We start from the raw sequence: 20,453 nt of genomic DNA, 5'->3' as shown, positions 1-20,453 counted from the left end.
CTTCCGATGCGTGAACTGATCAACCCCGCCACCGGGCTCCCGTGTGCCGAAATTCCGGACACGCCGGTGGAGGGCGTGGCGACGGCCGTACGGTCGGCGCGCGCGGCGTTCGAGACGTGGTCGCAGACCACTCCGGCCGAGCGCCAGCGTCTGCTGCTGCGGCTGGCCGACCTGGTGGAGGCTGACGCCGAAGAGCTGACCAGGCTCGAAGTGGAGGAGACGGGCAAGCCCGCCGCGGTGTTCAGAGACGGCGAGCTGCCGTTCGCCGCCGACAACCTGCGCTTCTTCGCCGGCGCCGCCCGCTCCCTCGAAGGGTCGGGCGCCGGCGTGTTCAGCCCCGGCTACACCTCGGTCATGCTGCGCCGCCCCGTCGGGGTGGTGGGGTCGATCGCGCCATGGAACTTCCCGTTCGTCATGGCCGTGTGGAAGATCGGCCCGGCGGTGGCCGCGGGCAACGCGGTGGTGATCAAGCCCGCCCCTCAGACGCCGCGTACGACGCTGCGGCTGGCGGAGTTGTTCGCCCAGGCGGGCGCGCCCGAAGGGCTCGTCCAGGCGGTCATAGGGGCCGCGCAGGTCGGTCAGGCACTGGTCACCGACCCCGGGGTCGACATGGTCAGCGTCACGGGCTCGACGGAGACCGGCCGCGCCGTGATGGCCGGTGCGGCGGGCACGCTCAAGCGGGTCCATCTGGAGCTCGGCGGCAAGGCCCCGGCGCTGGTCTTCGAGGACGCCGATCTGGCCGAGATGGCTCATGGCGTGGCCATGGGGGCGACGTACAACAGCGGGCAGGACTGCACGGCGGCCACCCGCGTCTACGTCGCCCGGGAGGTGTACGCGGACGCCGTCGAGGCGATTCGGGCAACTCTTGCCAATATCACCGTCGGCGACCCGTGGGACCCGGCGACCGACATCGGCCCCCTGATCTCGGCGGCCCACCGGGACCGGGTGCACGGGTTCGTCTCGAGATCCGGCGGGCGGGTTCTCCACGGGGGCTCGCCGATCGACCGGCCGGGGTTTTACTATTCGCCTACGCTTGTCAGCGAGGTCGCTCAGGACAGCGAGATCGTCCAGGGTGAGCTTTTCGGTCCTGTTCTGGTCGCTCTGCCCTTCGAGGGCGAGGACGAGGCCGTCAGGCTGGCCAATGACACCCGATACGGTCTGGCCTCGTCGGTGTGGTCGCGCGACGTGTCGCGGGCGATGCGCGTGTCGCATCGGCTCGATGTGGGTGTGACCTGGGTCAACGACCATCTGCCCATCGCCAGTGAGGCGCCGCACGGCGGGGTGAAGGGCAGCGGGTTCGGCAAGGACATGAGCCAGGAGGCGGTGCAGGACTACACGGTGACGCGGCACCTGATGGTGAAGCACGCGGCACCGGCCGAGCGGGATTCGTTCCGGCCCGCCTGAAAACGTGTACGGCGATAGACGCCCCGAAGCGCTGCTTTGGGCGTGTTTGATGGGATATGTTCGGTTGGCCGATCTGGTACGGGTTGTGTTCCAATTACCCAGCCGGACAGAATCCCATGCGCCACACGCGTGTCTGATTTTTTCGAGCACGTACCGGCGAGAGGTTGCGAGAGTCAGTGAGGACGGATAACCCCAGACATACGAGGTCAGGGGAGCACACAGGCGGACGGTTCCGGCTGGGGAACTGGCGTGTGCGCTCAAGGCTGGTCGCGCTGATCCTCATCCCCACGGTCGTGGGTGTGCTGCTCGCCGGCGTCCAGCTGGCCGACGCCATCGGCACCAGCGCCGAATACCGCCGGCTCACCCAGGTCGCCGAGCTGGTGCAGCGCATCGGCGCGCTCAACCACGAGCTCGGCAAGGAGCGCACGCTCACCGCGTGGTACGTCGCCGACCGCAGGAAGGCCCAGCGCTTCGTCCAGGTCAAGACCCAGCGGCAGGCGACCGACAAGGCCAAGCAGGACGTCGTCAACGCGGCCTCGGCTATCGACGCCACCCACTCGACCCGCGTCCGCGAGGGCGTCGCCAACATGAACCGCTGGCTCAACGGCCTCGACAGCCTGCGCGCCTCCATGGTCGGCAACGTGCCCCCGCGCGCCGTCATCGGCACCTACACCACGATGGTCGACGTCTTCTCGTCGGTCCAGGCCGGCATGGGCGACGGCGTCACCGACGACTCACTCCTGGGCGACGTCGCCGCGCTCGGCGCGCTCCAGCGGGCCAAGGAGGAGGTCTCGCGGCAGCAGATCATCCTCCTCGTGGCGCTCGTCCAGACCAAGCTCGACAGCGACGACTGGGCGGAGTTCCTCGGCTCCTGGAACAAGCAGCAGGCCGAGCAGCTCACCTTCGAGCAGGAGGCCGACCCGGCGGACCTGGAGGCATACCACCAGGGCGTCAAGGGCCTGGAGGTCGACCTCGCCGACGCCATGCGGCAGCGGGCGCTCGCCCAGGTGCGCGCCCTCAACCGGATCAGGGACCTCGACGTCACCACGCGGGCCGACCGTACCCGCTGGTTCGAGAGCACCACCGTGACCGGCAACGCCATGCGCAAGGTCGAGGACGGCCTGGCCACCAAGATCGTGGCCGGCACTCGCGACCTCAGCGACACCGAGCAGCGCAACGCGATCATCTCCGGTGCGATGATCCTCGTGCTGCTGCTCCTCGTCCTGATCATCACCACCCGCGTGGCCGGCTCCCTGGTCCGCCCGCTGCGCCGGCTGCGCGCCGAAGCGCTCCAGGTCGCCACGACCCGGCTGCCCGAGACCGTCCGCCTGCTGCGCGAGTCCGGTGAGGGCGCCCACGTGCCCGAGATGCCGTCGGTCGGCGTCAACACCCGTGACGAGATCGGTGAAGTGGCGCGGGCGTTCGACGAGGTCCACCGCGAGGCCATCCGGCTGGCCGGCGACGAGGCCAAGCTGCGTGCGAACGTCAACTCCATGTTCGTCAACCTCTCCCGGCGCAGCCAGACGCTCGTCGAGCGGCAGCTGCAGCTCATCGAGGGCCTGGAGCAGGGTGAGGAGGACGAGCAGCGGCTCGCCAACCTGTTCCGCCTCGACCACCTGGCCACCCGCATGCGTCGCAACAGCGAGAACCTCCTGGTCCTCGCCGGCCAGGAGGCCGCGCGCAAGTGGAGCGAGCCGGTGCCGCTGGTCGACATCGCCCGCGCTTCGCTCTCCGAGGTCGAGAACTACGAACGTGTCCAGATCCAGATCGCGTCCGGCACCCTCATCGTCGGCCCGGCCGTCACCGACGCCGTCCACCTGCTCGCCGAGCTGATCGAGAACGCCATCTCGTTCTCCCCTCGCGAGAGCAAGGTCCAGGTGACCAGCTCGCCGGTCGAGGGTGGCGTGCTCGTGTCGATCAACGACCTGGGCATCGGCATGAGCCAGGACGAGCTGGCCGAGGCCAACTGGCGGCTGGCGAACCCGCCCGTCGTGGACGTGTCCGTGTCGCGGCGCATGGGTCTGTTCGTGGTCGGCCGCCTGGCCCTGCGTCACGGCATCCGGGTGCAGCTCAGCATGCGGGAGACGGGCGGTCTGAGCGCGCTCGTCATGATGCCCGACATGCTCATCAGCGACGGCTCGGGCACGCCACAGCAGGGCGGCCAGTACGAAGCGTTCACGACGTTCGACCCGAGCATGTTCGGGCAGCCGTCCACGAACGGATCGGGCTCGCGCTCCGGGGCGCTCTCGGGCGAGAGCTTCGAGCAGGTCGTGGACACGCAGTGGCCGGGGTCGCTGCCGGCGCCGGGCACCGGCAACTGGCCGTCGTTCGGCGAGCAGCAGCCCGCCGCCTTCGGCGAGCAGCCCGAGCAGCAACCGGCCGCGTTCGGCGAACAACCACCGGCGTTCGGGGAGCAACCACCAGCCTTCGGCGACCAGCCGTCGCCGTTCGCGGGGCAGCCGCAGGGAGCGCAGGAGGAGCCGGCCTGGCCGTCCTTCGCCCAGGAGCCGCCGCCCACGCCGTCGCCGTTCGGCGAGCAGCGGTGGCCCTCGTTCTCGGACGAGCCGCCGCCTTCCTCCGAGTCGCAGCCGTTCGCGGAGAACCGGTGGCCGTCGTTCGCCGAGCAGCCGCCGCCGCTGCAGGACGACGAGCCGCGCTGGCCGTCGTTCGCGACGGAGCCGCCGCAGCAGCAGCCGCAGGAGGAACCGCGGTGGTCGTCGTTCGCCGACCCGTTGCCGCGCAGGTCGTTGTTCGAGGCGGAGGAGCGGTCGCGGCCGCAGTTCGACCCGTCGTACCGCTCGCCGTTCTCGGAGGAGCCCAAGCCCGCCGACCAGTTCGAGCAGAACGGGAACCCCGACTACAACCCGTTCGGGCCCGGCGACTACTCCTCGCAGGACATGACCGGGCCGCTGCCCGCGGTGCGCAACTCGCCCATGGAGGAGCAGAGCGAGGAGTTCCTGCCGATCTTCTCGTCGGTGGGCTCCGACTGGTTCCGCAGGCCGGAGCCGGAGCAGTTGCGGCCTCGTACCGAGCCGCACCCTGAGCCCGAGTCGGAGCACGAGATCACCGCCGTGCACCCGGCGGTGCCCGCGGACCCGCCGCCGTCCGCTCCCGCCCCGGGGACGCCGGGCAAGCTGCCGCAGCGCAAGCCGGGGCAGTCGGGTGCCGGCGCGTCGTGGTCCTCGCCCGCGGACACCGGCTTCCAGGCCGCGCAGGCCGCCGCGCAGCCTGCGCAGGCCGGCACGACGGCTTCGGGGCTGCCCCGTCGTGTCCCCAAAGCCAACCTGGTGCCCGGCACGGCCAGCCTCGCCGAGCCCCAAACCACATCACCGGCGCCGCAGATCTCACCTGAGCGGTTGCGCAGCAGGCTCTCCAGCTTCCAGCAGGGTGTCCGGCAAGGCCGAGCGTTCACCCGCGGAGAAGAAAATGAGGAGGACAAATGAGAGAAATGAGCCAGGGAGCGCGCGGCATCAGCTGGCTGATCACGGACTTCGTGAACAACGTGCCAGGCGTCGCCCACACTGTCGTGGTGTCGTCTGACGGGTTGCCACTGGCCTTCTCCGAGGGTTTTCCCAAGGACCGGGCCGACCAGCTCGCCGCGGTGGCCTCGGGTGTGATCAGTTTGACCCAGGGAGCTGCACGGGTCTTCGAGGGCGGTATGGTGACCCAGACCGTCATCGAGATGCAGCGAGGGCTCCTGATGATCATGTCGATCAGCGATGGGTCCTGCCTGGCTGTCCTGGCCGCACCAGACTGTGACATGGGTCTGGTGGCATACCAGATGACTCTGCTGGTCGAGCGGGCGGGCCAGGTGCTGACTCCGGCCGTGCGCGCGGAGCTGCAAGCGGCCCGTCCCCGCTAGGGGGCGGTGACAGGAGATCATGGTGTCAGGTCAGGGTTGGGCTGGTGATAGTACGCCGCCGCATCCGGCGGTCCCCCGTCCGCAGAAGCCGAGTTCCCTGGTACGGCCCTATGCCGTGACCGGGGGGCGCACCGCGCCGCGGATGAAGTTCGCCATGGAGGCCCTGGTGTCCTCCGTGACATCGGAATACCAAGACATTTCCCTACTTAGTCCGGAGTATCAGGCGATTATTCAGCTGACCCGGAACGTCAGGTCGGTTGCCGAGATCTCCGCCCTTTTACGCCAGCCTCTCGGCGTGGTCCGGGTGCTGATCGCCGACATGGCGTCGGAGGGCCTGATCCGCGTGCACCAGCCTGCGCTGGACGCGGGAAAGCCGGACCTCAACTTGCTCGAAAGGGTGCTCAGTGGACTTCGCAGGCTCTAGCCCCGGCCTAACCTCGACGAAGATCGTCGTGGCCGGGGGCTTCGGCGTGGGGAAGACGACGTTCGTGGGTGCGGTGTCGGAGATCCTGCCGCTCACCACCGAAGCGGTCATGACGGACGCCTCGGCGCACGTCGACGACGTCTCGCTCACGCCGAACAAGACGACGACGACCGTGGCGATGGACTTCGGCCGGGTCTCTCTCGACCGTGACCTGATCCTTTATCTGTTCGGCACGCCCGGGCAACATCGGTTCTGGTTCATGTGGGACGACCTGGTGCGCGGGGCGATCGGCGCGGTGGTGCTGGTCGACACGCGGCGTCTGGCCGACAGCTTCCCCGCCATCGACTACTTCGAAGAGGCCAAGCTGCCCTTCGTGATCGGCATCAACGGCTGGGACGGCCAGTTCGCGCACGCGGAGGAGGAGATCCGCGAGGCGCTGTCGATCGGCGGCCACATCCCGATCGTGCGGCTGGACGCCCGGCAGCGCGAATCCGTCAAGGGCACCTTGATCACGCTGGTCGAGCACGCCCTGACCCGCCACATGCACAGCCCGGTCTAGCCGGCTCAGCGGCCCGCCACCCTTGCCTGACCGGGGTGGCGGGCCGTTCGCTGCCCCGGCTCTGGACGGGTCAGCACCCGCTAGCCAGAGCGGGGCATCAAAGATCCTCGCCGTCGCGCAGGCCCACCTGGGAGCCCACGTCGTCGATCTCCATCGCCGAGAGCACGACCTGGAGCAGGCCGGGGAAGCGGGCCTGTAAGTCCTCTCCGCGCAGGGTCACATAGCACCGGGTGCCTTCCTGGCGGGTGCGGGTCAGCCCGGCGTCGCGCAGCACGCGCAGGTGATGGCTGAGCGTCGATTTGGCCACCGGTGCGCGGAGTTGCCCCCAGCCGCGCTCGTGGCCGTCGGCCAGCACGCGCACCAGTCCGACCCGGATCGGGTCGCTCAGCGCGGCCATCACCTCGATCAGTGCGATCTCGCCCAACTCGGGATGATGTGCCTTCTGCATACGTCCATGCTAGCTTGTTCGACGTTTCACGAACATCGAACATAGGGGGACGATGTGACCGATCAACCAGGCGGCCGGATGGAGGGCAAAGCGGTGATCGTGACAGGGGCGGGCACGGGGATCGGGCGCGCCGCCGCGCTCGCCTTCGCCCGCGCCGGAGCGCACGTGCTGGGGGTCGGCCGCCGCGCCGACGTGCTGCGGGAGACCGCGGACCAGCACCCCGGCATCGCCGTCCGCGCCGCCGACGTCCGCGGCGAGCACGCGCCGGGGACGATCGTCGGCGCGGCGATCGAGCGGTGGGGGCGCCTCGACGTGCTCGTCAACAGCGCCGGCGCCACCGCCATGATGGCGCTGGCCGACACCGACGCCGAGCGCGTCGGAGACCTGTTCGCGCTCAACGTCACCGCTCCCAGCCTGCTCGCCCGCGCCGCGCTGCCGCACCTGAAGGCCACCAGCGGCACGATCGTCAACGTCTCCAGCACGTACGGGCACCGCCCACTGCCCGGCGCCGCCCACTACGCCGCCTCAAAGGCCGCCCTGGAGCAGTTGACCCGCAGCTGGGCCCTGGAGCTCGCGCCTGACGGCATCCGCGTCAACGCCCTGGCCCCCGGCCCGACCGAGAGCGAGGCCCTGGCAGCCTCCGGGCTGCCCCAGGACACGGTCGAGCAGATCAAGCGGGATGAGGCCGCCCGCATCCCGCTCGGCCGCCGTGGCGAGCCCGACGAGGTGGCCGCCTGGATCGTGCACCTCGCCGATCCCGCCGCCACCTGGATCACCGGCCAGGTCCTCACCGTCGACGGCGGCTTGGAGCTGGCGTGAGCCCGGGGCGGCTCATATGCGGGAGAGCAGCTCCGCCTTCTTGACCCGGAACTCCTCCTCGGTCAGCAGCCCGGCGTCGCGCAGCTCGCCGAGCTTGGCGATCAGCCCGGCGACGTCGGCCACGGCCGAGGGGAGCGCCTTCGGCTCGGGGGCGGGGATGGCGGCGAGGACGGCGGCGGCGAAGGGCAGGGACTTGTGGGTGGCGCCCCAGCCCAGCCCGAAGACGACGGCGGCGGGATCCTTGTCGGGCTCGGGAGGCGGCCGCCGCCCCCGCACCCTGAGCCGCAGGCACCCGCTCGCCCCATCCGGCGCGTGCCAGTCGACACCCTCCAGGTCGGCGGGGGTGTAGCGCTGGTCGCCCGCCGCGTACTTGGCCGACGTCGCTCCCGACCAGAACCAGGTGAGGGTGATGGTGTCGCCGTCGAAGGCCGCCGCGCCGTCCCAGCCCTTGAAGGCGCGCGGCGGCTCAGGAGGGGCGACCAGGAAACGCGTGGCGGGGCCGCGGTCGGTGAGGGCCGAGCGCAGCTCGTCCGCGTAGTAGTCGGCGAGCGACTCCTTGCCGGCGGGCAACACCAGCCGATAGGGGTCGGCGGCCTCCTTGAGCTGCCCGGCCGCGGCGGTCATCAGGGGGTCGGCGCCACGTCTGGGCTCAGCCCGCAGCACCACGGTGCCCCGCTTGCCTGGAGTGAGGGTGACCTCGGCGATCGCCTCGTGGGGCACCACTCGCTCGCCGAGTTCGGAGAGAAGTTTGGACGCTTTTCCGCTGTCGGGCTTGATGCGCAGAAATTCGGATTCGAACTCCCACGAGCAGCCCCGGCCTGCCAGCACATCCGCCACGAAATCCAGAATAGGCTTTCCTTCGCCAACGGGCCGGAGTACAACCACGTAACCGGCTGAAGGAACACCGTGACGGCGGCCCGCCCCGTGCCGGTCAGCAGGCGTCTCCCTGGAGGCCCCAGCCATGTGCGGCGTCTGGCGTGACCTTGGCGCCAGCCGTAAAGAATGACGGTTTTTGCACAGCCGCACAGCCGCACAGCCGCACAGCCGCACAGCCGCGGTGCGAACACGGCCGCGTGGCTGCGGACCGGGGGCGAGGCGGAAGAGGGAAGGGTTTACACGGTCGCGTGGCCGCGGACCAGGCGGCCGACTTCGGCCCGCAGGTGCACGAAGTCGGGGTGCTCGCGGGTGGAGATCTGGTCGCGCGGCGCGGGCAGGTCCACCTTGAGGTCGCCCACCACGTGCGCCGGGGCCTTGGAGAGCACCACCACGCGGTCGCCGACGTAGACGCTCTCGTCGATGTCGTGCGTGATGAGCACGATCGTCATTTGGTGGTGGCCGCGCACCTTGAGCACCAGATCTTCCAGGTCCTCGCGGGTCTGGGCGTCGACCGAGCCGAACGGCTCGTCCATGAGCATCAGGGTCGGCCGGTAGGCCAGCGCACGCGCGATCGCCACCCGCTGCTGCATGCCGCCGGAGAGCTGGAACGGATATTTGCGCCCCGCGTCCTGCAGCCCGACCGACTCCAATGCCTCGTGGGCGGCCTCGCGGCGCCGGCGCTTGTCCATGTTCTTGCGGCGCAGCGGCAGCGCCACGTTGTCGGCCACCGACATCCACGGGAACAACGAGCGGCTGTAGTCCTGGAAGACGACGGCCAGGTTGTCGGGGGTCTGGCGCACCACGGCGCCCTCGACCCTGATCTCACCACCTGTCGGGGTGATCAGGCCGGCGATCGAGCGCAGCAGCGTCGACTTCCCACATCCCGAGGGGCCGACGATGCACAGCAGCTCACCCGCCGCGACGCTCAGGTTGAGCCCGTCGATGGCGTGGTGCGCGTTCGGGCTGCCGCCGCCGTAAACGTGGGAGAGGTTGTCTATCTCGAGCAATGGATGTCCTTGGGGACGAGGCCGCAGATTGCACGGCGGCTCTTGCGGAGCCGGGGACAACAACATTATCGGAGGGTAAATTGCCGGACATGTCGGTTAGGTAACCTCTTGGGAACGTGATCTCAGTCTTTCACGGGCGCCAACGCCATGGGAGGCACGGTCACGGAGCCGCCAGTTGCTGGGCGGCGTGGTGCCAGCCGAGCACCCGGCGCTCCGCGACCAGGAAGAGCTCGTTGAGCACGTATCCCAGCACCCCCAGCAACACGATCCCGGCCCAGATTCCGGGCAGGTCGAACGTGGAGTAGGCGTCGGTGATCTGGAAACCGATGCCGTTCGTGGTGCCGGGCAGCAGCTCGGAAAAGACCATGACGATCAGCGAGAGCGACAGGGCCAGTCGCAGCCCGGCGAACATCTTGGGCAGCGTGGACGGCACCACCACCCGCACCAGCAGCTCCGCCCGTGACAGCCGGAACGCCCGGCTCGTCTGCAGGTGCAGCGGCTCGACCGAGCGGGCGCCGTCGGCGGTGTTGAGCAGCACCGGCCACACGATGCTGAACATGATGAACGCCAGCTGCATCTTCAGCCCGAACCCGAACACCACGAGGAAGACGGTGACCAGCGCGGGCGGCGGGATCGCGCGCAGGAACTGCAACACCCCGTCGAGATAGTCGTACGCTCTGGCGGACAGCCCCACCGCCAGCCCGAGCACGACCCCGGCCAGCGCGCCCCCTGCGAAGCCCGCGGCCATCCTGCCCAGGCTCGGCAGGATGTTCTCCACCGCCGCGTCGGTCAGGAACAACGCATCTGGCGGGCCCGAGAACCACATGGTGTGCATCCGGGTCACGATCGTGCTCGGCGGCGGGAAGAACGTGCTGCCCGCCACCCGCGTGGCCGTCTCCCAGGCCATGACGAGCACGAGCAGGACCACCCAGCGGAACGCCGCCGTGCGCAGCCCTCTGCGCCTCATGGCCGCTCTCCCAACTGCGCGTGATGCCAGCGGAACGCCCGCCGCTCGGCGGCCACCAGCAGCGCGTTGACCACGACTCCGAACAGGCCGACCCAGAACACCCCGGCCAGGATGTCGGCCATCCGCGCGGGCACGGCGATCCCGGCGAAGAAGATGAACACGCCGATGCCCTCGCCCCGCCCGGCCACGATCTCGGTGCTGACGGTCAGGATGAGCGCCACCCCGGCGGCCAGCCTGACGCCGGTGGTGATGAAGGGCGCCGACGACGGCAGCGACACGCGCAGCAGCACCGCCAGGGGGCCGAAGCCGTACGATTTGAGCGACTCCTTGGCCAGCGGGTCGACGCCGCGCAGGCCGTACATCGTGTTGTAGAGGATGGGCCACAACGAGGCGTAGACCACCAGCGTGACGCGCAACTGGAGCCCGGTGCCGATGACGAGGGCCACCAGCGGGATGAGCGCCACCGACGGGATCGGCCGCAGGAACTCCACGACCGACCGCATCGCGGCGTCGATGAGCGGGACGCTGCCGAGCAGCAGGCCGAGCGGCACCGCGATGGCCGTCGCGATGCCCAGCCCCATCGCCCAGGCGAGCAGGCTGGTCAGGGCATGCCCGAGGAAGGCGGGGTCGGCGAGCAGTGTGACCGCCCGCCCGACGATCTCCGTGGCCGGCGGCAGGAACTCCGGATCGGCCAGGCCCGTCCGGCTGACCAGCTCGATCAGGGCGGCGAAGGCGAGCGCCCCGGCCGCCCGGCGTGACCAGCGGGTGGTCGTGGACGCCGGGCGGGCACGGGACAGGGTCTGAGCGCTCACCCTGACGTGGTGGGCGACATGAGGGTCTTCACGTCGATCGCCTTGGACAACCACTTGGCCTCCAGCATCCAGTCGGCCACCCGCTGGAGGCGGACCGGATTGTCGTTGCTGGAGAAGTAGGGGAAGGTGACGGTGGCCGCCGTGGCGGCGTTGATCTGCGTGAAGGTCGGCAGCACCTTGGCCACGACCTCACGGTTGTTCTCCATCAGCTTGCCCGCGTTGTGGATGGCCCGCTGGAACGCCGCGGCGACCTTGGGGTTCTTGTCGTACCACTCCTGCGTGCTGACGTAGCCGGAGATCGGGAACTCCGCGGCGGGGCCGGACGCGGGGTCGAGGATCTTGCGGGCGCCCATCGAGGCCGTGGCCGCCGTGACCATCGGCTCGCCGAGGTAGGCGGCGTCGATCTGGCCGCCCTTCCAGGAGGGCATGATGTTCTGGAACGTCACCTGCACGTATTTGATCGTGGCCGGATCGACGTTGTTGGCCTTGAGCACCTGTGTGAGCGCCAGCTCCTGGAAGTTGTGCAGGACGTTCACATTGATCGTCTTGCCTTCGAGGTCCTTCGGCGCCTTGATGGGCGAGTCGGGCAGCGCCATGATGCTCAGCGAGTCGGGGGAGGCGCGCGAACCCTCGGCCAGGATCCGCAGCTTGAGCGAGCCCTTGTCGTGGGCGGCGAACATCGAGACGTAGTTGCCGAACATGGCGTCGATCTCGCCGTTCAGCATCATGGGGATGGCCTCGGGGGAGGCCTGGACGACCTGCGGGGTGACCTCCAGCCCCTCCTTCTCGAAGAGCCCCTGGTCGATGGCCACGTAGAGGGCTGCGCTGTCGATGGCGGGCAGGGTGGCGACCTTGATCTCCGTCTTCTCCAGGCCGCCGTTGGCGGGTGCGGACGATGGCGCACTGGCGGTCGTTGAGCCGCCGGTGCTGCACGCGACTACACCGAGTATCAGAGCGATCCCGATGATGGCGGTCCTGGCGGGACGGCCAAGCCTCATGTCAGGGACTCCCTTCAGATGGAGCCAGGGGGGAACCGGGGGGCTTCTGCTCCCGGGGGACTGCGTGCCTGACGCACAACAGAGATCGACGGTAGCACCAAATTAGCGGTCATTATCGCGAGAACAGCACTTGTGGTTGCAATGTCTGCTTCCGGCTCTATCGTGAAATTCTGACGACCGATACGCGTACGAATGTTTGTCCGTTTTGGGACTGGAGGTGAGCGCGAGACATCAGTTAGCTGATGGTGCATACTATTCGATCTTTTCTGCGAGTCAAGAGGTGGCCCGCGGGCGGCTCTTTATTGCCTGTTTCACCTGATGAGAGGCCCTCTACTGATTCTGTCGAATTTTCTGGACAACAAGGGATAAACGCCCCATCTGGGCACTAGTGGTGGTTGGCCCCTGGCGACCCCTGTGCTCAAATGGCGCTTATCTGGACGTACATATTGCCCCACCTGCAATAACCTGCACGGCCCCCGAGAATTCCCCCTCCAGGCGAGAGGTTGCGAAGGCAAGTGAGAACGCAGAGCGCCGAAGCTTCCGCCGACCGCGAGCCGCACGGGCATGAGAAGCGACGGTTGCCTCAGCCGACCTCGAAAAGGTTCGGATTGGGCAACTGGCACGTACGGTCGCGGCTTGTCGCGCTGATCGTCGTTCCCACGGCCGTGGCCGTGGGGCTGGGCGGACTGAACGTGATCACCTCGCTCAGTGACGCCAACACCTATCAGACCCTCAGAGAGGTCGCCGAGTTCAGCCAGCAACTCGGCACCGTCACGCACGAGCTGTCCTTCGAACGCGACGAGACCGCGCTCTTCATCGCCCAGGGCCGTCCCGGTAACCGCGAAGCCCAGCTGCGCACCACCTACAGCGCGGTGAACAGCCACATCGAGGAGGCCAAGGAGCGGGCGGCGGCGATCACGGACACCCACGCCGACGCCGTACGACCGGTGTTGCGCCGGCTCGACGAGATCCGGACGGTACGCGACACGGCGGTCAACGGGAAGATCCAGCCCCTCCCGATGATCCAGAAGTACTCGCAGATCATCGCGACCCTGCTGCAGTTCCACGACCAGGTCGGCACGGTCGCGGTGGACGACGAGGTGTCACGCAGCGCCGGCTCGCGGGCCGCCATCGCCAGGGCCAAGGAGCAGGCGTCCGAGCAGCGCGGCATCCTGGCCAGCGCGCTGGACAGGAAGGGCTTCGACAGCGGCGAGCTCGACGCGCTCTCCGACGCCAAGTCGCGTGAGGAAAGTGAGACGACGCTGTTCGCCACCCTGGCCAACCTCGAACAACTCGAGCTCTATCGCAACACGGTCGTGGGCCGGGACGTCGACCAGACCGACCTGTTCAGGCTCCGGGCCATGGCGCAGTCGGCCGAGGGCAAGGAGCTGAGCATCGGTGGCCGGCCCGCCCAGGACGCGGCCACGTGGGTCGAGGTCAGCACCGGCAAGATCGACGCGCTGCGCACCGTGGAGAAGGAGTTGTCGTCCTCGGTCATCCTGCGTGCCAGGGCCCTGGAGGAGAGCGCCAACCGCTCGGCGCTGATCTCCGGCGGCTTCATCCTGGTGCTGCTGCTCGTGGTGCTCGCGATCATCTCGCTCATCGCCCGCTCGCTGATCAGGCCGCTGCGCAAGCTGCGCGGCGAGGCGCTCGACATCGCGGGCAACCGCCTGCCGGGCACCGTGCGCGAGTTGCGCGAAAGCGGAGAAGGAACGGTCCCGCCGGTCGACCCGATCGGCGTGGACACGCACGACGAGATCGGTGAGGTCGCGCGGGCGTTCGACGAGGTGCACCGTGAGGCGGTGCGGCTGGCGGGCGAGGAGGCGCGGCTGCGGAGCAATGTGAACGCGATGTTCGTGAACTTGTCGCGGCGTAGTCAGACGCTGGTGGAGCGGCAGATCACGTTGATCGATGGTCTGGAGCAGGGTGAGCAGGACGAGCAGCGGCTCGGGAACTTGTTCAAGCTGGACCATCTGGCCACGCGTATGCGGCGTAACAGTGAGAACCTGCTGGTGCTGGCGGGGCAGGACCCGCCGCGCCGCTGGAGCCAGCCGGTCAAGCTGGTCGACGTCGCCCGCGCCTCCCTGTCGGAGGTGGAGAACTACGAGCGGGTCGTGTTGCAGGTGCCCGACGGGGTGTCGGTGGCGGGTCAGGCGGTCAACGACGTCATCCACCTGATCGCGGAGCTGGTGGAGAACGCTCTGTCGTTCTCGCCGCGTGAGACCAGGGTGACGGTGTCGGGCAGCAGGATCGACGGCGGCGGCGTGATGTTGTCGATCACCGACTCCGGCATCGGGATGACGCAGGAGGAGCTGGCCCAGGCGAACGAGCGCCTGACGGACGCGCCGACCGTGGACGTGTCGGTGTCGCGGCGCATGGGCCTGTTCGTGGTCGCCCGCCTGGCGCACCGCCACGGCATCCGGGTGCAACTGCGCCCGCACAGTTCCGGCGGGCTGACCGCGATGGTGCTGATCCCGGAGAACATGCTGGGCTCGCAGGCGCCTCCCCCCACCGGCACGCCGTCCTTCTCCGGCAACCAGCCTCCCGCGTTCTCCGGCAACCAGCCCTCCACGTTCTCCGGCAACCAGCCCTCCGCCCTCGCGGGCGCGGCGAGCGGCGGGCCCAGGGACGAGCCGTACTCCGGCCCGCATCCCGCCCCGCCGGCCGTGGACTGGCCGCAACCCCCGTACCAGCTGGGCCCCGGCCACCCGTCCTTCCCGTCGAACCCGGACCCGGGCGGCAACTGGCCGCCGTCGGCTCCCTGGCAGCCCGAGCCCGGCGGCTGGCCGCAGGAGCCGCTCGGCTACGACGGGGCCGACGTGTGGAACTCGGGCGGCCCGCACCGGGGCCCGGCACTGAACGGCGACCGCGGCCTGCCCAGGCGGCCCGGCCCCGAGCCCCCGCCGGGGGGCTGGAGCAACGGCACGATGCCGCCGCAGCGGCCGGGGTTCGGCCACCAGGATGCGGATCCGGGCGCGGCGGGGTCCATCCCGGCGGCCCCGCCCGCCTCGGGCGGGGACGACTACCTGCCGATCTTCGCCGCCGTCGAGTCCGCCTGGTTCGGCCGCGACGGGAGTGGCGCAAGCTGGGGCCCGTCCAAGGCGGACGAAGGCTGGAGCGCGGCAGAAGCGGTGGTGGAGCCAGTGCGTAATGGATCGACGGCCGCCGGGCTGCCCAAGCGGGTGCCCAAGGCCAACCTGGTGCCCGGATCGGCGGACACCTCGTCGTCGCCGAAGGGGGTGACGCCGATGCCGTCGGTGTCGCCGGACCGGATCCGTAACCGGCTCTCCAGCTTCCAGCAGGGGTTCCGGGCGGCACGTGATGACATCAGCGAGGGCAGGGCGTTCCCCTCTGGCCCGGCGGACGACAACAGAGAGGAGGACGCATGAGAGACCTGAGTCACGCGGCACGCGGAGTCGACTGGCTGATCACCGATTTCGTCAGCACCGTTCCCGGGGTCGCGCACGCGGTGGTGGTCTCGTCTGATGGGTTGCCGCTTGCGGCGTCGTCGGGTTTTCCGGCTGATCGGGCGGATCAGCTGGCGGCGATCGCGTCGGGTCTGGTGAGTTTGACGCAGGGTGCGGCGCGGGTGTTCGAGGGGGGTGCGGTTAATCAGACGATTGTGGAGATGCAGCGTGGGTTGATGCTGATCATGTCGATCAGTGATGGTTCGTGTCTGGCGGTGCTGGCGGCTCCGGATTGCGACATGGGGTTGGTGGCGTATCAGATGACGCTGATGGTTGATCGCGCCGGTCAGGTGCTGACTCCGGCTGTGCGCGCGGAGCTGCGCGCCAGCCAGACAAGGTGACGTAGGTGACAGACCCCCGATGGAACAGCGGCGACTGGGTGCCTCCGCCTCAGCCCCAGTCCCCGTCGCCGCTGAATCCCGACCCGGCATCGCCCGTCCGGCCGTACGCGGTGACAGGCGGACGAACGGCGCCGCGGGTCAAGCTGGCGATGGAGGCCCTGGTGTCCTCGGCGACCGCCGAGCAGCGGGAGTTCTCGCACATCACGCCGGAGTACCAGGCGATCAGCCAACTGTGCCGGCAGGTCCGGTCGGTGGCGGAGGTGTCGGCCCTGCTGCGGATCCCCCTGGGCGTGGTACGGGTCCTGATCGCTGACATGGCCGCCGAAGGTCTGGTCCGCGTGCACCAGCCACAGCTGGATGAGGGTAGGCCGGACGTCAATCTGCTCGAAAGGGTGCTCAGTGGACTTCGCAGGCTCTAGCCCCGGCCTCACCTCGACGAAGATCGTGGTGGCTGGAGGTTTCGGGGTGGGCAAGACGACGTTCGTCGGCGCGGTGTCGGAGATCATGCCGTTGACCACGGAGGCCGTCATGACGGACGCCTCCGCGGGCATCGACGATCTGGGCATGACGCCGTTGAAGTCGACGACGACCGTGGCGATGGACTTCGGCCGGGTCTCTCTCGACCGTGACCTGATCCTTTATCTGTTCGGCACGCCCGGGCAACATCGGTTCTGGTTCATGTGGGACGACCTGGTGCGCGGGGCGATCGGCGCGGTGGTGCTGGTCGACACGCGGCGTCTGGCCGACAGCTTCCCCGCCATCGACTACTTCGAGGAGGCGCAACTGCCGTTCGTGGTGGGCGTCAACGGATGGGACGGAGAATATCCGCACAGCGACGCCGAAGTTCGCGATGCCCTGACCCTGGCCCCGCACATCCCGATGGTGCGCCTGGACGCCAGGTCGAAGGACTCCGTGAAGGCCGCGCTGATCAACCTGGTCGAACACGCCCTTTCGGTCAGGATGGCCGTGCCGGGCTGGGGCGGCTGAGCCCCTTCCGCGAGCGGGCGGGCTCGCGTCACTGCCCGGGGATGGGCACGACCATCGAGGCCACGTCGACCTTCGACTTCAGGTAGCCGAACTCGTACATCAGGTCCGCCACCCGCTGGATGCGCGTGGCGTTCAGCGACGTGGGGAACGTCCCCATCGCCATGGTCATCACCGCCTCCTTCGGGGTCTGGGTGTAAAGCGGGACGACCTCGGCCAGCACCGCGCGGTCGGCCGCGGCCAGGCGCTGCGCCTTGGACACGGCGCGCTGGAAGGCCGCGGCGGTTCTCGGGTGCCGGGCCGCCCACTCCTCCGTCGCGGCCCAGCCGTCGATCGGCAGCGCGTCGGTGGGGCCCGTGTTGGTGTCGAGCAACAGCCGCGCGCCCGCCTGCTGGGCGGCGGACAGGAACGGCTCCACCATCCACGCGGCGTCCACCCGCGACTCCTTGAGCGCGGCCAGTTGGGCCTCGAAGTTCACCACGACGAACTTCACCTGGTCGGGGGTCATCTCATAAGCCTTCAGATGGGCGCTCATCGACATCGTGCCCAGGTTGTCGAGCGAGTTGACGGCGATCGTCCTGCCCTTGAGGTCCTTCGGGCCCTGCAACGGGGAGTCGTTCATGACCACGACACCGGCGATGCCCGGCGCGGCCGCCAGGCTGTCGTGCAGAATCTTGATCTTCGCCGCGCCGCTGCCCTGGATGTTGATCAGGGACACGTAGCTGCCCTTGAAGATGTCCATGGTGCCGTTGAGGATCTTCGGCATGACGGCCTGCGGCGCCTGGATGACCTCCGTCCTGACGGTCAGGCCCTCCTCCTTGAAGAACCCCCTGCGGTCGGCGATGAAGACCGGAGCCGACGAAGGTGTCGGGCTGACGCCGATGGTCAGCGCGGTCTTCTCCAGGCCTCCCCGCTGACCGCCTGAGGGCGGTGCGGGGCCGGCGCCGGCGCATGCGGTGAGGACGATCGTGGCGGCGAGCGCCACGCAGGCGCGGAAGGCGGGCCCGGATCGCATGGTCCTCCTTGGCCGAGGCATCGAGGCCGCCGTGGACGCCGGGAATCGGAACCGAAGGCGGCGTCACGGAGACAGGCGGTGATCGTACAGCAGGAGTGGCGCGAATGCCATGAATTGCCCTGAGCCACGGCCCAGTGAAACATCGCTGATTGTCGGTTACTGTCCGGCTTTCATGACGTCTCTGCTTCGCTGGGGCCGATTTGCTGTACGTCATCCTTTCCAGGGAGTCAGGTGATTTGTAAGGTTGGCGCAACCTGCCTGGCGTGTGTTGAAATTGCTCTTCGTCTCGGGGGGTGCGCATCAGGTGCCGATGCCGGCGTATATGTAGGCCAGAGAGTGGAGCCAGTGAGCAACCGATCGCCTGCGGACGTCCACCGTCCCCATCCCCCTTCACCGTCGAAGCCGCATGGCCGCAACGGCGGAAAAGGACGGCGCAAATTCCGGTTCCGGGATTGGCGGGTACGCTCGCGGCTCATCGCCCTGATCGTCATCCCGACCGGGGTGAGCATCGTGGTCGGCGCACAGCAGGTCATCACGTCGTGGACGCTGGCCGGCCAGTACCAGCGCGTCATGGACAAATCCGAGCTCAGCGCCTCCGTCACCGAGCTGACCCACCAGCTGGCCCTGGAACGTGACCTCGCCGTGCACTACGTGGCCGCCGGCCGCACCCCCGAACGCGAGGAGCCGCTGCGCGCGCAGTTCGGCCCCGTGGACGCCGCCGCCGAGGCGTTCCGCGAGAAGGCCGCGACCATCACCCCCGCGTACGGCGAGAGCGCGCCGACCCTCACCCGGCAGATGCTGAGCCGCCTGCCGGAGATCGCCGCCACCCGCAGCACCGTGCTCGGCTCCGCGCTTCTCGCCCTGCCCACCGTCACCAAGTACTCCCAGATCATCGCCGTGCTCACGCAGTTCCACGACGAGATCGGCAAGGGAGGCGACCAGGAGGCGCTCGCCGGCGATGTGGCCGCGCTCTCCGCCCTGTCCAAGGCGTACAACGCCGCTTCCGAGCAGCGCGGCCTGCTCGCCGGCGCGGCCGCCGCCGGACGGTTCCAGAGCGGCGAGCTCGACCGGTTCATCGCCGCCCGCGCGCGGCAGGAGAGCGAGGTCACCGTGTTCAAGTCGGTGGCCACGCCGGACCAGCGCCAGCTGTACGACGACACCGTCACCGGCACCCTGGTGGACCGGGCCGAGGCGATCCGGCTGCGCGCGCTGGCCCAGGCCGCCGACGGCAACCGCATCGACATCGAGCCGGAGCGCCAGGACGACGCCGACCACTGGTTCGAGGCGAGCAGTGGCTCCGTGAACGGGATCTGGACCATGCAGCGCCGGCTCGGCGAGGAGATCAACGTCCACAGCAGGACACTGAAGGACGCCGCCCGCCGGGACGCGCTCCTGGCCGCCGCCTACAGCCTCCTGCTGCTGCTCGCGGTCCTGATCATCACGGCCATCATGGCCCGGTCCCTGGTCAGCCCGCTGCGCAGGCTCCGCACCGAGGCCCTGCACATCGCCGGCGCCCGCCTGCCCGAGACGGTCCGCCTGCTGCGTGAGCGCGGTGACGAGACGGGACTCGTGCCCGCGCCCATCGGAGTCGACTCCCACGACGAGATCGGCGAGGTGGCCCGGGCGTTCGACGAGGTGCACCGCGAGGCCATCAGGCTGGCCGGCGAGGAGTCCCGGCTGCGCGCCAACGTCAACGCCATGTTCGTCAACCTGTCCAGGCGCAGCCAGACCCTGGTCCAGCGGCAGATCCAGATCATCGACGGGCTGGAGCAGGGCGAGCGGGACGAACGGCGGCTCGCCGGCCTGTTCACCCTCGACCACCTGGCCACGCGCATGCGGCGCAACAACGAGAACCTGCTGGTCCTGGCCGGGCAGGACGCCCCCCGCCGGTGGAACGAGCCGGTCGGCCTAGGCGACGTGGTGCGCGCCGCGCTGTCGGAGGTCGAAGGCTACGAGCGGGTCGCGGTCAAGCTCGCCGACGGCGTCGCCGTCTCGGGACAGGCGGTCAACGACATCGTCCACCTGCTGGCGGAGCTGATCGAGAACGCCCTGGCCTTCTCGCCGTACGAGGCCCGCGTCACCGTCTCCACCGGGACGCTGGAGAGCGGCGGACTCATGCTCTCCATCGACGACACCGGCATCGGCATGACCCAGGACGAGCTCGAACAGGCCAACGCCCGGCTCGCCCGCACCCCCACGGTGGACGTGTCGGTCTCCCGCCGCATGGGGCTGTTCGTGGTCGCCCGGCTGGCGCAGCGCCACGGCGTACGGGTGCGGCTGCGCTCGCACGCGGCCGGTCTGACCGCGATCGTGCTCCTGCCCGGCTCTCTGCTCCACCCCCACCTGGGCCCGGCCCAGACCACCCCCGCCTTTCCCACTCCGGCTCCCCAACCCGCTGCCTTCTTCCCTCCGTCGCTCGCCCAGCCCTCCGGCTTCTTCACCCCACCGCCCGCCTTCTCCACGACCTCCC

18 protein-coding genes are annotated in these 20,453 nt (G+C 69.4%); 11 read left to right on the top strand and 7 right to left on the bottom strand.

Annotation, left to right across the window (positions count from 1 at the left end; translation table 11 throughout):
• Positions 1 to 6 precede the first annotated feature (6 nt).
• The 5 genes from E1294_RS19065 (at position 7) to E1294_RS19045 (ending at position 6,249) form a co-directional block, all read left to right on the top strand.
• Positions 7 to 1,404: an aminobutyraldehyde dehydrogenase gene (locus E1294_RS19065; RefSeq protein WP_132509891.1), complete on the top strand. Its 1,398-nt coding sequence runs from the start codon at positions 7 to 9 to the stop codon at positions 1,402 to 1,404.
• A gap of 251 nt (positions 1,405 to 1,655) precedes the next feature.
• Positions 1,656 to 4,847, top strand: coding sequence for a nitrate- and nitrite sensing domain-containing protein (locus E1294_RS19060; protein WP_165977367.1), 3,192 nt, complete (start codon positions 1,656 to 1,658; stop codon positions 4,845 to 4,847).
• The gene (locus tag E1294_RS19055; RefSeq protein ID WP_090935862.1) at positions 4,844 to 5,266 is read left to right on the top strand and encodes a roadblock/LC7 domain-containing protein; all 423 of its coding nucleotides are present in this window, start codon (positions 4,844 to 4,846) and stop codon (positions 5,264 to 5,266) included. The genes E1294_RS19060 and E1294_RS19055 overlap by 4 nt, the downstream gene beginning before the upstream one ends.
• 19 nt (positions 5,267 to 5,285) lie before the next feature.
• On the top strand, positions 5,286 to 5,690 hold the full coding sequence (locus tag E1294_RS19050; protein ID WP_226898832.1) for a DUF742 domain-containing protein: 405 nt from the start codon (positions 5,286 to 5,288) through the stop codon (positions 5,688 to 5,690).
• Entirely contained in the window at positions 5,671 to 6,249 is a 579-nt protein-coding gene (locus E1294_RS19045) for a GTP-binding protein (protein ID WP_132509887.1), read from the top strand. The genes E1294_RS19050 and E1294_RS19045 overlap by 20 nt, the downstream gene beginning before the upstream one ends.
• A 97-nt stretch (positions 6,250 to 6,346) precedes the next feature.
• Here the strand turns inward: E1294_RS19045 and E1294_RS19040 are convergent, their stop codons facing one another.
• A complete protein-coding gene (locus E1294_RS19040) occupies positions 6,347 to 6,697 on the bottom strand; it encodes an ArsR/SmtB family transcription factor (RefSeq protein WP_132509885.1) in 351 nt (116 codons plus the stop codon).
• Positions 6,698 to 6,751: 54 nt separating this feature from the next.
• Between E1294_RS19040 and E1294_RS19035 the strand changes: the two genes are divergently transcribed.
• Positions 6,752 to 7,516, top strand: coding sequence for an SDR family NAD(P)-dependent oxidoreductase (locus E1294_RS19035; RefSeq protein WP_246083106.1), 765 nt, complete (start codon positions 6,752 to 6,754; stop codon positions 7,514 to 7,516).
• Positions 7,517 to 7,528: 12 nt separating this feature from the next.
• Here the strand turns inward: E1294_RS19035 and E1294_RS19030 are convergent, their stop codons facing one another.
• From E1294_RS19030 to E1294_RS19010, 5 genes are all read right to left on the bottom strand, one after another.
• Positions 7,529 to 8,353, bottom strand: coding sequence for a DUF4429 domain-containing protein (locus E1294_RS19030; protein WP_132509883.1), 825 nt, complete (start codon positions 8,351 to 8,353; stop codon positions 7,529 to 7,531).
• Positions 8,354 to 8,628: 275 nt separating this feature from the next.
• Positions 8,629 to 9,399, bottom strand: coding sequence for an ABC transporter ATP-binding protein (locus E1294_RS19025; RefSeq protein ID WP_132509882.1), 771 nt, complete (start codon positions 9,397 to 9,399; stop codon positions 8,629 to 8,631).
• Between the two features lie 160 nt (positions 9,400 to 9,559).
• Positions 9,560 to 10,366, bottom strand: coding sequence for an ABC transporter permease (locus E1294_RS19020; RefSeq protein WP_132509880.1), 807 nt, complete (start codon positions 10,364 to 10,366; stop codon positions 9,560 to 9,562).
• On the bottom strand, positions 10,363 to 11,178 hold the full coding sequence (locus E1294_RS19015) for an ABC transporter permease (RefSeq protein WP_165977366.1): 816 nt from the start codon (positions 11,176 to 11,178) through the stop codon (positions 10,363 to 10,365). Before E1294_RS19015 ends, E1294_RS19020 begins: the two co-directional genes overlap by 4 nt.
• Complete coding sequence (locus tag E1294_RS19010) at positions 11,175 to 12,176, bottom strand: ABC transporter substrate-binding protein (RefSeq protein ID WP_132509876.1); 1,002 nt, start codon at positions 12,174 to 12,176, stop codon at positions 11,175 to 11,177. Before E1294_RS19010 ends, E1294_RS19015 begins: the two co-directional genes overlap by 4 nt.
• A 608-nt stretch (positions 12,177 to 12,784) precedes the next feature.
• Here E1294_RS19010 and E1294_RS19005 point away from each other — a divergent pair.
• From E1294_RS19005 to E1294_RS18990, 4 genes are read left to right on the top strand one after another with little or no spacing between them, the layout of a single operon-like run.
• Positions 12,785 to 15,565, top strand: a complete 2,781-nt coding sequence (locus E1294_RS19005) for a sensor histidine kinase (protein ID WP_132509874.1) — start codon at positions 12,785 to 12,787, stop codon at positions 15,563 to 15,565.
• Positions 15,562 to 15,984, top strand: a complete 423-nt coding sequence (locus tag E1294_RS19000; RefSeq protein WP_132509872.1) for a roadblock/LC7 domain-containing protein — start codon at positions 15,562 to 15,564, stop codon at positions 15,982 to 15,984. Before E1294_RS19005 ends, E1294_RS19000 begins: the two co-directional genes overlap by 4 nt.
• A 38-nt stretch (positions 15,985 to 16,022) precedes the next feature.
• A complete protein-coding gene (locus E1294_RS18995) occupies positions 16,023 to 16,403 on the top strand; it encodes a DUF742 domain-containing protein (RefSeq protein ID WP_132509947.1) in 381 nt (126 codons plus the stop codon).
• A complete protein-coding gene (locus E1294_RS18990; protein ID WP_132509870.1) occupies positions 16,384 to 16,971 on the top strand; it encodes a GTP-binding protein in 588 nt (195 codons plus the stop codon). Before E1294_RS18995 ends, E1294_RS18990 begins: the two co-directional genes overlap by 20 nt.
• A 28-nt stretch (positions 16,972 to 16,999) precedes the next feature.
• On the opposite strand, the gene E1294_RS18985 is transcribed toward E1294_RS18990, so the two are convergent.
• The gene (locus E1294_RS18985; RefSeq protein WP_165977365.1) at positions 17,000 to 17,983 is read right to left on the bottom strand and encodes an ABC transporter substrate-binding protein; all 984 of its coding nucleotides are present in this window, start codon (positions 17,981 to 17,983) and stop codon (positions 17,000 to 17,002) included.
• A gap of 501 nt (positions 17,984 to 18,484) precedes the next feature.
• On the opposite strand from E1294_RS18985, the gene E1294_RS18980 reads away from it, so the two are divergent.
• A partial coding sequence (locus tag E1294_RS18980) for a sensor histidine kinase (RefSeq protein WP_132509866.1) occupies positions 18,485 to 20,453 on the top strand: 1,969 nt, incomplete at its 3' end.

Origin of the sequence: Nonomuraea diastatica (assembly GCF_004349015.1) — a bacterium.
Classification (GTDB): domain Bacteria; phylum Actinomycetota; class Actinomycetes; order Streptosporangiales; family Streptosporangiaceae; genus Nonomuraea; species Nonomuraea diastatica.
Note: the sequence above shows the minus strand (reverse complement) of the source record. Positions and strands in the feature narration are given on the sequence as shown.

Excerpts from the sequence above, each read along its gene's own strand:
- E1294_RS19065 (WP_132509891.1), top strand. The coding sequence starts at position 7 with ATGCGTGAACTGATCAACCCCGCCACCGGGCTCCCGTGTGCCGAAATT.
- E1294_RS19055 (WP_090935862.1), top strand. The coding sequence starts at position 4,844 with ATGAGAGAAATGAGCCAGGGAGCGCGCGGCATCAGCTGGCTGATCACG.
- E1294_RS19050 (WP_226898832.1), top strand. The coding sequence starts at position 5,286 with ATGGTGTCAGGTCAGGGTTGGGCTGGTGATAGTACGCCGCCGCATCCG.
- E1294_RS19040 (WP_132509885.1), bottom strand. The coding sequence starts at position 6,697 with ATGCAGAAGGCACATCATCCCGAGTTGGGCGAGATCGCACTGATCGAG.
- E1294_RS19020 (WP_132509880.1), bottom strand. The coding sequence starts at position 10,366 with ATGAGGCGCAGAGGGCTGCGCACGGCGGCGTTCCGCTGGGTGGTCCTG.
- E1294_RS19010 (WP_132509876.1), bottom strand. The coding sequence starts at position 12,176 with ATGAGGCTTGGCCGTCCCGCCAGGACCGCCATCATCGGGATCGCTCTG.
- E1294_RS19000 (WP_132509872.1), top strand. The coding sequence starts at position 15,562 with ATGAGAGACCTGAGTCACGCGGCACGCGGAGTCGACTGGCTGATCACC.
- E1294_RS18985 (WP_165977365.1), bottom strand. The coding sequence starts at position 17,983 with ATGCGATCCGGGCCCGCCTTCCGCGCCTGCGTGGCGCTCGCCGCCACG.